11 protein-coding genes are annotated in these 15,056 nt (G+C 47.7%); 10 read left to right on the forward strand and 1 reads right to left on the reverse strand.

Going from position 1 to position 15,056, the window contains the following annotated elements:
• Positions 1 to 27: 27 nt before the first annotated feature.
• The gene (locus tag L6H98_RS00515) at positions 28 to 1,740 is read left to right on the forward strand and encodes a discoidin domain-containing protein (RefSeq protein WP_236412066.1); all 1,713 of its coding nucleotides are present in this window, start codon (positions 28 to 30) and stop codon (positions 1,738 to 1,740) included.
• A gap of 46 nt (positions 1,741 to 1,786) precedes the next feature.
• Positions 1,787 to 2,728 (forward strand): family 43 glycosylhydrolase, encoded by a 942-nt coding sequence (locus L6H98_RS00520; RefSeq protein ID WP_236412068.1) that lies wholly within the window; start codon positions 1,787 to 1,789, stop codon positions 2,726 to 2,728.
• Between the two features lie 101 nt (positions 2,729 to 2,829).
• Here the strand turns inward: L6H98_RS00520 and L6H98_RS00525 are convergent, their stop codons facing one another.
• A complete protein-coding gene (locus tag L6H98_RS00525; protein WP_236412070.1) occupies positions 2,830 to 3,657 on the reverse strand; it encodes a sugar phosphate isomerase/epimerase family protein in 828 nt (275 codons plus the stop codon).
• Between the two features lie 300 nt (positions 3,658 to 3,957).
• Here L6H98_RS00525 and L6H98_RS00530 point away from each other — a divergent pair, with 300 nt between their 5' ends.
• The 8 genes from L6H98_RS00530 to L6H98_RS00565 all read left to right on the forward strand — a co-directional run bounded on the left by L6H98_RS00530 (position 3,958) and on the right by L6H98_RS00565 (position 14,931).
• Positions 3,958 to 4,398 carry a MarR family transcriptional regulator gene (locus tag L6H98_RS00530; RefSeq protein WP_236412073.1) on the forward strand — a complete coding sequence of 147 codons (441 nt, stop codon included), beginning with the start codon at positions 3,958 to 3,960 and terminating at the stop codon, positions 4,396 to 4,398.
• Positions 4,399 to 4,419: 21 nt separating this feature from the next.
• Positions 4,420 to 6,369 (forward strand): FUSC family protein, encoded by a 1,950-nt coding sequence (locus L6H98_RS00535; protein ID WP_236412075.1) that lies wholly within the window; start codon positions 4,420 to 4,422, stop codon positions 6,367 to 6,369.
• A 213-nt stretch (positions 6,370 to 6,582) separates the two neighbouring features.
• Positions 6,583 to 7,215, forward strand: coding sequence for a spore coat protein (locus L6H98_RS00540; protein WP_236412077.1), 633 nt, complete (start codon positions 6,583 to 6,585; stop codon positions 7,213 to 7,215).
• A 405-nt stretch (positions 7,216 to 7,620) separates the two neighbouring features.
• Positions 7,621 to 9,333 carry a histidine kinase gene (locus L6H98_RS00545; protein WP_236412080.1) on the forward strand — a complete coding sequence of 571 codons (1,713 nt, stop codon included), beginning with the start codon at positions 7,621 to 7,623 and terminating at the stop codon, positions 9,331 to 9,333.
• Positions 9,330 to 10,754 carry a response regulator gene (locus L6H98_RS00550; RefSeq protein WP_236412082.1) on the forward strand — a complete coding sequence of 475 codons (1,425 nt, stop codon included), beginning with the start codon at positions 9,330 to 9,332 and terminating at the stop codon, positions 10,752 to 10,754. The genes L6H98_RS00545 and L6H98_RS00550 overlap by 4 nt, the downstream gene beginning before the upstream one ends.
• Before the next feature lie 558 nt (positions 10,755 to 11,312).
• Positions 11,313 to 13,049, forward strand: coding sequence for an extracellular solute-binding protein (locus tag L6H98_RS00555; protein ID WP_236412090.1), 1,737 nt, complete (start codon positions 11,313 to 11,315; stop codon positions 13,047 to 13,049).
• Positions 13,050 to 13,109: 60 nt separating this feature from the next.
• Entirely contained in the window at positions 13,110 to 14,024 is a 915-nt protein-coding gene (locus L6H98_RS00560; RefSeq protein ID WP_236412092.1) for an ABC transporter permease subunit, read from the forward strand.
• Positions 14,025 to 14,037: 13 nt separating this feature from the next.
• Positions 14,038 to 14,931 carry a carbohydrate ABC transporter permease gene (locus L6H98_RS00565; RefSeq protein ID WP_236412094.1) on the forward strand — a complete coding sequence of 298 codons (894 nt, stop codon included), beginning with the start codon at positions 14,038 to 14,040 and terminating at the stop codon, positions 14,929 to 14,931.
• Positions 14,932 to 15,056 lie beyond the last annotated feature (125 nt).

Below are 15,056 nucleotides of genomic sequence, written 5' to 3' on the forward strand. Positions count from 1 at the left end.
AGTTTGGTTAGAGGGAGATGATGAAGCGTGATTAAAGGGAAACAAGGGATGGCGATCGTCATTGCAATGTTGTTGCTGGCCTTTCATTTCTCGTCCTCGGCACAAACCGTTCATGCTGCCGGCGAGGAAACGAATATTGCCGCAACCCTGTTTGTGCTGAAGAACGAATCAGAAGTATCCAATGCCAAAATACACTGGGCACCTGTCGACGGAGCGACGGGATACGAGCTGTTCAGATCCGAAAACAATGAACCTTTTGCATTATTGCAGACACTAGGCGGAACTACGACGGATGATTATGACCTTAACATGGGCAGCACATACAGGTATCAAGTGAAGGCGTATGCCGGCAATTCCTTGTTAACTTCCGCCGTTTCGCCCGAATACACACCTTACGTCCTTCCGGATAACCTCACCACATTTGATAATACAACAAAATCAACCCTAAACCTTCCGAATGAACTTAAAGTCGGGGATACCTACTACAGGTTCAATTTCGTGCAAAAGCCATCTGGCGGATTTGGCCAAATGATCCAACAGACGTCGACCGACGATATAACCTATGGGAACGACAAAGTGGTACTTTCCTATACGGATCATCCGGACCTGGCCGATTCCAAATTTGAGGGTATCAATATTCTGTACCATGCGCCTACAAATAAATTTGTATTTTGGGCCCACTACGAGAACAGCAGGGACTACACGCTGGCCAGAGTATCGGTGGCTTCGGCGACGCCTGGAGAGCACTTTACGTTTCACAAAAGCTTTCGACCGGAAGGAAACGAGTCCAGGGACATCTCCATTTTCAAGGACGACGACGGTTCTGCCTATTTGATCTCCACGGCGAATAACAATTCGGATACGATTTTGTATCAGTTGACCTCCGATTGGCTGGACGTGGATCATCAAGTTTCCGTGATTTACCAAAACCAACATAGGGAACTGCCGAAAGTCATCAAAAAAGACGGCATGTATTATTTGTTTTCTTCCCAGGCTGCCGGCTGGTATCCAAGCATACCGATGTATTCCTCGGCCACAAGCATGGATGGGGAATGGTCTGAGCTGCGCGTGATCGGCAATACGTCGACCTTCTCGGCGCAATCGGGCTCCGTGATGCGGGTAAAGCCAAACACCGGCGACAACGTCGTGATGGTGGCTTATCGCTGGATGTTCGGTTGGGCAGGTACGCAAAACGGTACAACCGAGGAACGATTGCTCCCTGTCTGGTTCTCCAATGGTTACGCATTCTATGATTACTTTGATCAAATTCTGTACAATGCAAACGATGATGTCGTCGTTCCCGTCCAGAACGGCAAACTGCTGTCGCAAGGCAAAGAGGCCACGGCGCAAACGGCGTCGGGAACCAAACCGGCCAGCTACGCCAATGATGGAAGCTACCAAACCGAATGGACCGCCGCAAGCAGCGCCTGGCCGCATTGGTGGAAGGTAGATCTGGGCTCGGTTCAACAGATCAATAACGTGCAGATTTCCTGGTGGATGCAAAAAGGCTCTGAAGGATTCTACAAGTATAACATTGAGACGAGCACAGACAATGTCCATTGGACGGTAGCCTTGGATCGGACCGGCAATACGTCTTACGGCTTCACTTCCGATAGCCTCTCAAATACGGCCAGGTATGTAAGAATAAATATGCAAGGCGCAAAGCTGCACAATAACCCTAACAACTGGTATACTCCAAGGCTGTGGGAAGTGAAGATATTCGGAACGGACATCGATTAACGATTTTTTCCTAAAACATGAAGTGAAATAGAAGGGAGGCAGCGGCGTGAATACTAGACTAACCAATGGCAGCATTTGGAATGATATAAACGGTGAGCCGATCCATGCCCATGGCGGACATATTCTGTTCCATGATGATTTTTATTATTGGTATGGCGAAGACCGCAGAGGCGATATGTATGTTAGCTGTTATCGTTCCAAAGATCTATTCAACTGGGAGTTTCGAAATCATATCCTGACGACTTCAACTCCGGTGGCGCCGATTAGAGTCCGAACGAATCTGGGATTAGTGAACGAAAAGGGTGGAAAAGTCAATCTGGAACGGCCTAAGGTGCTCTTTAATCCGGCGACAAAGAAATTTGTTCTCTGGGTTCACTATGAAAACGGGAACGATTACCACGACGCTGCATGCGCCATTGCCACATCCGATTCTCCCGATGGCCATTTCGTGTATCATGGCAGCTTTAATCCCTTTGGGTATATGTCGCGGGACTGCACCCTTTTTCAGGATGATGACGGTACTGCCTATTTTATTTCGGCTGCCAGAGACAATGCGGATCTTCATGTTTATCGGCTGCAGGAAGATTACCTTAATGTTGAATGTCTTGTCGGGAAGCTATGGCAGGGTGAGTACCGGGAAGCGCCTGCCGTCTTCAAGCGAAATGGGAAGTATTATATGCTCACCTCTTTTTGCACGGGTTGGGAGCCGAATCAAGGGAAATATGCGATGGCCGACTCCATGGAGGGTCCGTGGAGCATGCTTAGCGATTTCGGGGACGAAACGACGTACCATACCCAGCCCGCCTTTGTACTGAAGCGGTCGGAGCAGGAATTCCTGTACTTTTCCGATCGCTGGAACGGAGCCGATTACTTTCAATCCAGCTATGTGGTATTGCCGATCGAATTTCATGGGGACGTTCCGACCCTGAATGATTATTCTTCGTTTTTATTCGAAAGAGAAACCCGTTCGATGATGTTTGAACGTTAAGAATTGCGGTTAATGTAAACAAACTACAATGGACTTCTTCGCAGAACAAGCCGGAAACCAAGGTTCCCGGCTTGTTTGCAGTTCTTTCATTACTCCATCCGTTACAAAGCTTCGAACACGCGATCAAAACCCGCTTTCGATTTGGCGAACAGTTCGCTTGAAGCAAGGGTCGGTGCAGGCGCCAGCACTTCTTGGGCTACAACTCCCGTGTAACCAATGGCCTGCAAATTTTTCAGGAAGCCCTTCAAATCGATGACCCCCTCGCCGGGATATAAGCGTTCATGATCAAGCAATTGTTCAATCGGCAAATCGTAAGCATCATTGATATGAACGTGAACAATCTGCTCCTTTTTCAAATTCAGCACCTCTTCGATCCGTAAACCGTTCGTATGCCAATGATAGGAGTCTACCAACAAGCCTACGTTGGGAACGTGAATGGCATCGATCCAGTCCAGGGTATGCTCCACACTCCAAATAAACGGATTTTTCCATTGGGTTCGCAAATGATGGCAGCCCACGAACTCCAGCCCGAGCCGAATACCGTAGGCGCCCAAAATATCGGCGCAAAGTCTCAATCTTCTTGTAGCCGCTGCCATAAATGGCGCCGCCGGCTGGTCCGTCGATGGTAAAACATAGGTGCAGCAGTTGAAACAATTCAGCGCAGCAGAGGCTTCGGCCATTTCAACCAGAGATGGAAGGCCTTCGCGAAATTGCTGTTCCGAGTTTCTCCAGTCCACCGTCAAATCCGATGAACCGATGATGATCTGATTGCTTTCCAACAGGTGTGCGGCCTGTTCCTTGCCATATTGTCGAACCAATGAGAGCGGATTCAAATCGACGGACTGGAAACCGTGCTTTGCCGCATTTGTAATATACTGTTCATCCGACTCGATCTTTCCCAAACCTGCCTTCGTTAATCCTCTAATCATCCTCATCGCCTCCTGTAACCGTCCACTAGTCTGATATGCAATTACTCCTGTACCCAATCCAATCAAATTCAGGATATACATTCATAATAACAGCAGCATCCAAAAAAGAAACGATATAAGTTGAACGAATTATTTTTACACGGAGCTACTAGGTGGTCGGAACCATCGTCCGATCGCGGTTAACCCCAGATTTTTTTTGATCCGCTTAGTGCAATATTTGCTTTTTCTCACGATAAATTCTAAAATTAATATGTATACGAATTATATGTATACTAATCAATTTTGAAGGTGGAGACACTTATGAATCTTAGCTCCGAAGAATTATATGGATATGCCTTAACGAAAACAAGCAGAGCGATTCTTCGTTTTCTTACAGGCCATTTAAAGCGTTTTTCCATTACGCCCGAACAGTGGACGGTATTGAAGAGGGTGTTTGAGCATGAAGGCATTACACAAAAAGAGCTGGCTGTCATTGCGGATAAGGACCCTGCCACCTTGGCAAAAATACTGGATAACCTGGAGAGGAATCGGCTGATCGTTCGCCAAACCAATCGTCAGGACCGTCGTTCATATTTGATTTTCATTACAGAAGATGGCACGAAATTAAGAAACGAGGTCGAAAAGGATTTGGAACAGGTTTTCGATCAAGTATTGGAAGGGATTACGGAGGATGAATTAACCATGTTCAGCCGTGTATTATCCCGCATCGAAAAAAATGCGATAGCCCATACCCAAAATTAGTTTGAAACAGAGGTTGGTAAGATGGATCATCAACAGACTCATGACAACAGAAGGCGGGCAAAGCATCATTTTCCGAAGAAAACAACGGTTAAAGAAGCCTTTCGAATCAAACCTAGCCCGTTAAACTGGTTCAGGGGAGTCGGCTCTGCGATCAGTGTGGGCATTCCCTCGTTGACCGGTTTTTGGATCGGAGACCCTGCCCTCGGCATATTGGCATCCGTCGGAGGTTTCACCTTTCTTTATGTAACTAATGAAACCTATTCCCAGCGAGCGGCAAGATTATTCTGGGTTGCGCTTGGATTAACCGCTTCATTTGCGCTTGGCGCGTTAAGCTCCTATAATGACATGTTTATGGTGCTCATGTTTGGGGTGATCGGAGGGCTGGCCACGTTTCTGTTTCAACGTTTTCAGATGGCCGGCCCTGGCGGCATGTTTTTTGTTCTCGCTTATTCGATTGGCACCTCCATGCCGCATGAACCGAGTGCTTTGGGCCCCAATGTGTTGTGCGTATTGTGCGGGGCGATTTTTGCCTGGATCGTCGGAATGGCGGGAGTGCTCGTAAAGCCTTACGCTGCCGAGACCAAGGCGGTCTCTGCCGTCTATCATAGCCTGTCGAATCTGCTGTCCTCCATCGGAACGGATCATTATACAGAACGGCAGCATCAGGCGGCGTTTCTCATGAAACAGGCGGATCGGACATTGTCCCATTCCTATGTTTTTGGAAAACGGAACGATAACACACGCGCTTTGGAAAAATGGAAAAGATTGAACGCGCAAGCCGGCGTAATATTCCTTTCGATTCTCGATGTTTCGCTGGAGCCGAAACACGAGATCGAAGATCAACTCGCTGAAACGCTGCGGATCATAGGCAATCAGCTCCATCAGAACAACAGCGAGAAGCATTTCGACGTCCGAATGCCCGAGGAGGGAAGCAGTGCTTCGCTTATCGCATTATATTCAAACGTGAAGTCCGCGGTTGAGATGAACTGCGATACAACTCATTCGGTTCTTTCCCCTACACCCGCTGCGAATATCGATTTCCGTTTCCGTGACAATTTCCAAAACGCGTTCAACAAGCAATCCCATTTGCACTATGCCGCTCTCCGCTATGGAATCGTGCTTTTGATTTCAGCGGCTATTGCCTATGGTTTTCATTTGAACCGTTCGTATTGGGTTCCTTTATCCGCGGCTGCAGTCATGGGTGGCGGAACTTACGTCAGCAGTCTGCATCGGGGGATTCAGCGTTCCGCGGGCACGATGATTGGCATTTTGGTCGGTGCGGCCTTGTTATGGCTGAAACCTCAGGGGGTATGGGTTCCGTTAACGTTGGCCGGGCTTCAATTTATTGTCGAACTGATCTATGCCCGAAATTACTCGTTGGCGGTTATTTTCATCACCCCCAGTACGTTGCTGATCGGAACGACGATTAATCCGGCGCTGACCAGCGGGTATTTCATATCTGCTCGAATCGTCGATATCATCATCGGGAGCTTCGTGGCCATCGTCGGAACAACGCTGTTATGGAGGAAGATTTATTCCAGACGACTGCTTGCCGTATTGTCGGATGCCGTTGCGAAGGAAGGGGAAGCCTTGATTGCCATGTTGAAGAGTGAACGTGCAGAGCTTAAAGAGTCCAAACGACAGGAGCTTCAACACGCCCTGCTACGGCTTCGCTCGGTTTATGACAGTGCGTTTGCCGAGTCGATCAGCAGGGATGCAAAGATCACGAGCCTTTGGCCGGCCGTGGGGGACTGTTTGCATCTCGGATACATGCTGCTGGCAGCGTCCCGCCATCCTGCCGGGGAACCGATGCCGGAGGCACGGACGATGGAGTACGGTCGCTATTTCGAAAGGCTTGCAAACTCCATTAAAGATAAGAAGAAACCCGTTATGGACATTCCGGAGCTGCCCGAATACCCTGCCATCTATGAAGATATTGCCCAATTTCAACGTTCTTTGCGCATCATTTGATGGCCTCAGCGAATCCTATTGGCTGATTGTATCCTCATCTGGAAGGATCCTGGTTCCATGCAATACCAATAATTATTCCGAATAGTTAAAGTCAGGATGCTCATAATATCGGTGGACTGACAAATAAGGAACAGGTTGGCCAAAGGCGAAAATCCGGACCTAACACTGTTCCTTGTGCAGCTAATCGACCAAAAAACAGGAGGCAATGCGCGAATGCAACTGCAAAACCAAAACCATCAAAACATGCACACAGGAACGGTTCCCCCACAACTGAATCATGGCGGCCACGAGATGTTTGACGTTCAGGAGGTGCTTAGCGGAGCGATCAATACGCTGAACACGTATACCTTGCTGAGCGAACACGTGCAAGATCCTGAATTGAAGGACATTTTACAGCGTCAAAAACAATTCATCGCCGATGAATACAATATTACATTGGATTGTTTCAAATCCGGTCAGAATCCATCCAAAGAAACGCAAAGCTACAAAATGAAACAAGGCAATGATTTTATTTTTGGCATGAAACCAAGCCAGCCGAGAAAACCTATGCAGTCGGCATCGGAAATTTGTGACCAAACCATTTCCAATTGCATGCTGAATGCGGTCAAATCAGGAGCTGTCATGAAAACGACGGCTGCGATGGAAACCACAAACCCGGTTGTACGCCGCGTCCTGGCCGATTCGCTGCCGAATTGCATCGAAATGGCCTATGAAATCTCGATCTATCAAAATAAACGCGGTTTTTATCAAGTCCCTCAGCTGGCTCAGCAGGACATGACGCAAATCCAAAACGGCTTTGCTCCTGCGCCGATCCAGTCCATTCCGGGTGCAAACTTCACGCATTAAGCCGTTTGAAGCACATGGATTTCGGTGAATTACAATTATGTTGAAACAGAGAACCTTTGCTGATGAAAATCAGCAAAGGTTTTTTCGTCATTGTTAAGCGATTCATTCCGCAACATTTTTTTCTGTATTACGATTCAACATCGATTTAACTCCCAGCACGAATGAAAGCGTTTGACATATTTGAATATCGATCTATAATTATGAAAAGAAATTGGACTTGGACGGCCAGAGATAAAAGGGCCCATGGTTTTTTCTGCCTGATTGGATTGAGATGCCGACAAGCTTCAACTAGGCCGATGCCTACGGGGAAAACGATAATCGGTACAGCTGTATGGATATAAACAGCAAGCTTCCATAACCAGGAGCTTGCTGTTTCATTTTTATAAGGAGAGAGAGCAGGCCGACATGACACTTAAAAAAAGAATTTTTTTATTGTTTTTTCTCAGTGCGTTTATCCCTTTTATCAGCATATTCGCGATTTCTTACTACACCATTGATTCCATTTTCGCCAATAAAATCGATGATGGCATCCGCAGCAATCTGCAGCAGGTGACGTCCTCGCTGGAGAATTCGATCACGAATATGAATCATGTCACACAGCAGTTGTCCTATAGCGGAACTTTGGGCAAAAAATTGGATGAATTTTTGAAGCCTTCCGCCGATATTTTTGAATTGATCGAGGCCAGAGATGCATTAAAGAGCGAGCTGAACGTCGTTACGTTTACGAATCCGAATATCGGCTTGACCTTGTATTACTTTCAGAAAGAAGGCACGACCCAGTTCGGCAACTTTCCGATCAAAGATCGTTTTGCTCCCGAGTCTCTGCCCGTACTTTTCAAATCATATGGCATTGCGTACTATGGTCCTCATACCAGCATGAACCGATTCGATGATCAACTGGTGTTGTCTGCGATGCGAAAAGTACAACTGCCTCAAAGGGACGATGTGTATATATACGTGGAATCCGGCTTTCGCCTGACACAGGAAACGCTTGGCTACAACCAATACAAAGGCGCTTTATCGCATTTGATCCTGAATGGGGAGGGTAACATCGTTTATAGTGAAATACCGGAAGCCATGAGAGTCGGAGAAAATTTCTCCAGCTTGTCGGAAGGGGCGGCCAAAGACGGAATATCCCGTGGTTATCATTGGTTCAAGGAGGATTCCTCGCAGAAATGGAGCGTCGTATCCGTCATTTCGCAGGCTCAGTATCAACAGGAGAAAAACCAGTGGCTGCTTCAAATATTGCTGGTCGCTTTATTTTTCCTCGGCTTTACCGTCTTTCTTGCTTGGCTGCTGTGGAAGATGGTCTACAAACCGCTCGGCCTGTTCCATTCGGAGATCAACGGTATGTCTAAAAATCCGCAAACGACAGGCAGCCAGGCTCGCACGCAGATTCCCGAATTTGATTTTCTGCTCGGTGAATTTTCGAATATGCAGCATCAAATCCGGGCCCTCTTCAAGGAAGTGCAGCAGAAAGAGAAAATACGTGCCGATCTGGAAGTGGAAAAGCTGCTTTATCAGATCAATCCGCATTTTCTCATGAACACGCTGGATACGGTGCACTGGCTGGCCGTCATGAACGGACAAGGGGAAATCGACAAGCTGGTGCAGTCTTTGAACAAGCTGCTCTATTACAATTTGGGCAAATTAGGGCAAGTGTCCACGATGGAAGAGGAGATCGATGCGCTAAGACAGTATCTGATTTTGCAGCAGATTCGGTATGACTTTGAATTCGACGTCCGCATTACCGCGGATGAACAAGTCCTTCAAATCCCTGTACCCCGTTTTATTTTGCAACCGCTGGTTGAAAATTCGCTTTATCATGGATTGAGCGACGAAGGTTTTATTCAAATTGAAGTTACGCGTACGGCAACGTTGAACATTATGATCCAAGACAACGGAGCAGGCATGACGGAGGAGGCCATTCATAAACTGCTGAACAATCGTGTGGCTGAACAACAAAAAGTAGGAATGGGCATCGGACTCAACTATGTCCACCGCATGCTGCAGGCACAGTACGGGGATCAGGCACGACTGGTGATTGAGAGTGAATTGGGAACAGGGACAAGCATATTGCTCATACTGCCTATTAAAGGAGAAGAGATCTCGGCATGATTAAGGTATTGATTGTGGATGACGATAAGCTGGTACGCAAAGGCATAAGCTCTGCGATGCCGTGGAGCGAGTTCAACATGGAGGTTGTCGGAGAAGCCAGCAACGGGTCGAAGGCGCTGGATTTCCTGAAATCCCAGCCGGTCGACCTGATGCTGACGGATCTGGCGATGCCGGTGATGTCGGGAATTGAACTGATGCGAGCTGCAAGGCAGCTTTATCCGGAGCTGCATATCGTCGTGTTGACGCTGCATCAGGATTTTGATTATATCCAGGAAGCGCTCAGGCTGGGAGCCATCGACTATATAGCCAAGGTTCAGCTTGAGAAAGAGCAGTTCGAACATGTTTTGCACCGCATCCGTTCCCGAATGGACGAGCTGGCGAAAACAAATCGAAAGCTGCCTTCGCTGCATGAACTCAACGTTCATTACCGGAAGGTATACGCGCTGGTTTCGCTGGATCGCAAATCCGAGCAGCGGTGGCCGTTGGAACTGACTGCCCATGGAGATGAGATCAGGTGGGAGGTTGAGCGGAATAGCTGGATGTGGGCGGCACCTGAACACAGAGAGGATCAACTGTTTCAACAATTGCAGCAATCACTCAATCAAGTTCCTCAAGGTACGCTGCTGGTTATATCCGATATCCAGGAACGAACGTGGTCGCAAATCCAGAACTGGATTATGAATTATACAGAGACGTCTTTATTCTATGCCTACAATCCGGATGACCCGGTCATTGCCGTTTCAATGAATGAGGAAGACACCTTTCCTGAAGAACCGAGGGATGAGGACATCGATCGAATTAAGCAAAGTTGGTTCCAAACCCCATGGACCCACCATGACGGTTACTATAACCAACTGATTGAACAGTTCAAATCATTGCGATTGCATCGAGGCCAGCTGATGGGATTGCTGTACTCGATCGTTATGGAGTGGAACCGCCTTTTTGCCCAAACGACGCTTGGAAGAATCTCCATGATCCATTCTTTCCAGTCCTGGCACGAGGTAGAGGCATGGATCAAACAGACCGCTTCAGGCATTCGAAAGGCCGATGAACAGACTTCGTATTCACAGGAGATCATCGATGCCGTAAAAAAAGCGGTGATGATCGTGCAGCATAATTTGGACCAGGCGTATACAGCTTCCGGCCTCTCCCAACAGCTCAATATCAGCCGAAGCTACTTCAGCCAATGTTTCAAGGATCTGATGGGGAAAACCTTTAATGAGTACTCCCGATTCATACGAATAGAGAAGTCCAAAGAGTATTTACTGAATACGAATAATACGATTTTTTGGATTGCAGAGCGGGTAGGCTATACGGATGAAAAATATTTCAGCCGCATGTTTCGCGAACTGACAGGCATGCTGCCAAGCGAATATCGGCAGGCCGGGAGAGGGGATAAACAGCAAACCTCTTCCAGATGACCGACGATCTATATAAACTGCAAAAAACAAACACACATTAACGGAGAGGCAGAACCAATCTGGAGAAGCAAAGCGTTCTAAAAGCTTTCTGAAAGAAAGCTGCATCGGAAGCATAGGCTTATCACCGGATTTTCCCCTTAGAAAAGGGGAATCCCAAAAATCTGGGGATAACAGCGATCGGAAGATGGTACTGCACTCGCAGTGCCCTAGTGAAAATGATTAGTGCGGTTTATATAGACGAAAAAAACGAATATAAAGGTCAAGGAAGCGGGCTGGGTGACCAAATCCCACGATGATCGTTGAACGCCGTCAGATTCCTGTTTCAGGAGCTGCCGGTTTTTGTTTTTTGACCGACGAATCGCATGGATAGACGATTGTATGTCAGTAGGTAGGATAAATGTTCACAAGTGAACCGCTGTTTCAGGGATTCCGGTTGAAACTGTAACCATTCTTCTATCCAAACAGACGTTCAATCCCTATCTCGATGAGTCTTCTCTTTATTTTATAATGAAAGCGCAAACAACAATAAACAATCAGAACGAAGGGGAATCGAATGCGATGAGAACAAAATGGTCCATGAAAAGCGTGCGGTTGACGAAACGTCTGGCCGTGCTGTCGATGTCTGCGCTGATGGTTACAACCCTTGCGGCATGTGGGGGCGCCTCCGATGCTCCTACGGCGGAGGAAGCAGGCAAATATGAGGTAACGCCGGGAGATCCGTTCAGCGCTTATAAAGATGAAATCACCGTCACCATGGGTCGCGTAACTACGGCCAACCCGAAACTGCCGGCCGGAGACACCTATGAGAATAACGCATATACCCGACTGGTCAAAGACACGTTTAACGCTCAGATTAAAGATCAATTTGAAGCTAATGGCGAAGATTACAGCCGTCAAGTTTCGCTGGCCATCGCATCCGGGGAACTGCCTGACATGATGCGCGTCGATTCCAAGGATGAGCTGAAGGAACTGGTGGATAATGATCTGATTGAGGATCTGACGGCCGTTTACGATCAATATGCCACGGATAACATCAAGCAGATTTATGATTCCTATGATGGACGCGCTTTGGACAATGCAACGATCGATGGACGTTTGATGGCCCTTCCGGCAACTGCTTTGGATTCCGCACCAGCGATGGTTTGGGTCCGTCAAGATTGGCTGGATCTGCTGGGCATTCAACTAGATGCCGATGGAGACGGAGCCCTCACGCTCGATGAAGTGGAGAAAACGGCGCTGGAATTTCTGAAAAGAGATCCTGGTCAATCCGGAAACCCGGTCGGCATTCCATTTGTGAATACGCTGAACACAACAGATTATAATGCTTCTGCCTATACCATGCTGGGAGTTGCCTCAACGGAGGGCGCATTCCCGCAATATTGGATGAATGGCGAAGACGGCAACATCGTTTATGGCTCCACAACAGAAGAAACGAAGCGGATGCTGGGCATCATGGCGGATTGGTTCAAGAAAGGGATCATCGACCCGCAATTCGGGACACGCACGTTTGATGATATTACCGCACTCTACACCAACGGCCAAAGCGGGATCGCTTTTGGACCATGGCATATTCCCGACTGGGGACTGATCAGCGTGAAACAGATGGATAAAGATGCAAAATTCACGGCATATACGTTGGAGGATGCAAACGGTAAAGTGAACGTGGCGCATGCCAATCCATCCAATCAGTTCATCGTGGTAAGAAAAGGATATGAGCACCCTGAACTGGCCGTCAAAATTGTAAACCTGTTCTACGACAAACTGGCCAATGATAAAGATGTCGCAACAACGATGCCGGAAGCCGCCAAGTATCAGGAAACCGGGGTAGACGGTTCGACCCGACCGTTTAATATCGAAGTCAACTCCGCTACGTCGCTGCTGGATGATTATTCCGATGTCGTTCGCGGGATTAAAGGAGAGATCGGTCTGGATCAAGTTCGTACAACCGAATCGAAAAACAATATCGGAAGCATCAAAACCTATTTGAGCGATATGGATACGGATAACGTTACGGCCTGGTCGAAATATCACTCGCGGATCAACGGAGTCGGGCTGATCGACAAACTGACAGAGGAAAATAAATTCGTATGGATGACACCTGCATTCTCCGGAACGACGCCAAGCATGAAACAGACGTGGGCGAATCTGACGAAGCTGGAGCAGGAATCGTTCATCAAAATCGTGACAGGTTCAGAGCCTCTGGACTACTTCGATACCTTCGTCAGCAATTGGAAGAAACAAGGCGGCGACCAAGTCATTCAGGAAATACAAGCCGAGGTCGCATCGAAAAAATAAACATCCATGAACAATGGCAGGGCTGCGATTGCAGCCTTTCTTCACGAAAGGGGTTCATCCATGAAGCAGGGGAATTTGAAAGCAAGAGGCCGGTTAGGCACGGGTGCCATGTATCATATGATGATGCTGCCGGGCATTTTGTTTTTGCTGGTATTCAGCTATGTTCCGATGGTCGGCGTCATTACGGCTTTTCAGGACTACATACCGGCCAAGGGCATGTTCGGCTCCGAGTTTGTCGGGTTGAAGCATTTTATTTATATGTTTAAGCTGCCGGATATCGCGCAGGTCATCAGCAATACGCTGGTGATTGCCATTGCCAAAATTGTGCTGGGAACGATGATGGCGATCATTTTTTCCATTTTGTTAAATGAGATCCGCCTGAAATTCGTCAAAAAATCCGTGCAGACGATCGTTTATCTGCCGCACTTTTTATCCTGGGTCGTTCTGGCGTCCGTCGTTGTCAACATGTTCAGTCTGGACGGAATCGTAAATCAAATGTTGGCGTTCTTTGGCCTGCAAAATATTAATTTCCTTGGCAGCAACACCTGGTTCCAGCCACTGATTATTGGAACGGACGTGTGGAAGGAGTTCGGTTACAGTTCCATCGTCTATTTGGCTGCCATCACTTCGATCGATCCCGGTCTGTATGAAGCGGCAGGAATGGATGGGGCCAGCTGGTGGAGAAAAGTATGGCATATTACCCTGCCGGGCATGCTGCCTATTATCCTCCTCATGGGTGTAATGAGCCTGACCAATATTTTGAGTGCCGGCTTCGATCAAATCTATAATCTGTATAACCCGGTCGTCTATGAGTCGGGAGATATTCTGGATACCTATGTTTATCGCATCGGACTTGTCGGGCGTCAGTATAGCTTCGGTACGGCTGTCGGCTTGTTCAAATCCGTGATCGGAATCGTTTTGCTTTTGTCCGCCAATCAATTGGCCAAAAAATATACCGACCGAAAAATATTTTAAGGAGGCAACGTCCGTGCCCTATTCCGCAAATGTAAAAGACCGAATTGGCCGGTTTGTCATCTATGCCATCGTCATCTTCCTGGCATTGATCTGCCTTCTTCCGTTATGGAACATCGTTGCGATTTCATTCAGCAGCAGCGAGGCCGTATCCGCGAATGCGGTAGGCCTCATTCCGGTCAATTTTACAACAGCAGCCTATACGAAAATTATCGACGATGCCCAGTTCTGGCGTTCTTTCGGCATATCCGTGCTGCGCGTCGTACTTACACTGATCCTTAACATGATTCTTATCATATTGATGGCATACCCGCTATCCAAGTCGAAAAGGGAATTCAAGGGCAGAAACATTTATATGAATATTATGATTTTTGCCATGCTGTTCAGCGGGGGGATGATTCCCAGCTACCTGCTGATCAAAAACCTGGATATGCTGAATACGATCTGGTCGCTTGTTCTGCCGGGGGCTGTCCCTATTTTCAGTGTGATTCTCGTGATGAATTTCTTCTCGGCCGTGCCCAAAGCGCTGGAAGAAGCCGCATTCATCGATGGGGCGAACCCGCTCCAGGTCTTGTTCAAAGTGTATGTTCCCGTATCCATCCCGGCGCTGGCGACGGTTGCGTTATTCAGTATCGTCGGTACGTGGAATGACTTCTTCAGCGGTTTGATCTACATGACCAAAGTCAGCAATTATCCGCTAATGACCTATATTCAATCCCTTAACGTGAATATTGCGGAACTGCTGCAAGCCGGGACCAATTCTTCCGAGCTCAGCAGTCTGACCGAAATTTCGAACAAAAACCTGAATGCAGCCAAAATCGTAGTCGCCGTCATCCCGCTGCTGCTGATTTATCCCTTGCTGCAAAAATACTTTGTCACCGGCATTGTCGTCGGATCGGTCAAGGAATAATAAGATGCTGTGAAACCATGAAGATAAACCGAGTATAAAAACCGCAAAAAACATACGCATCTTAACGGAGAGGCAGGACCAATCTGGAGAAGCGAAGCGTTCGCCTAAAAGCTTTCTGAAAGAAA

It is taken from the genome of Paenibacillus sp. JJ-223 (assembly GCF_927798175.1).
Taxonomy (GTDB): Bacteria; Bacillota; Bacilli; order Paenibacillales; family Paenibacillaceae; genus Paenibacillus; species Paenibacillus hubeiensis.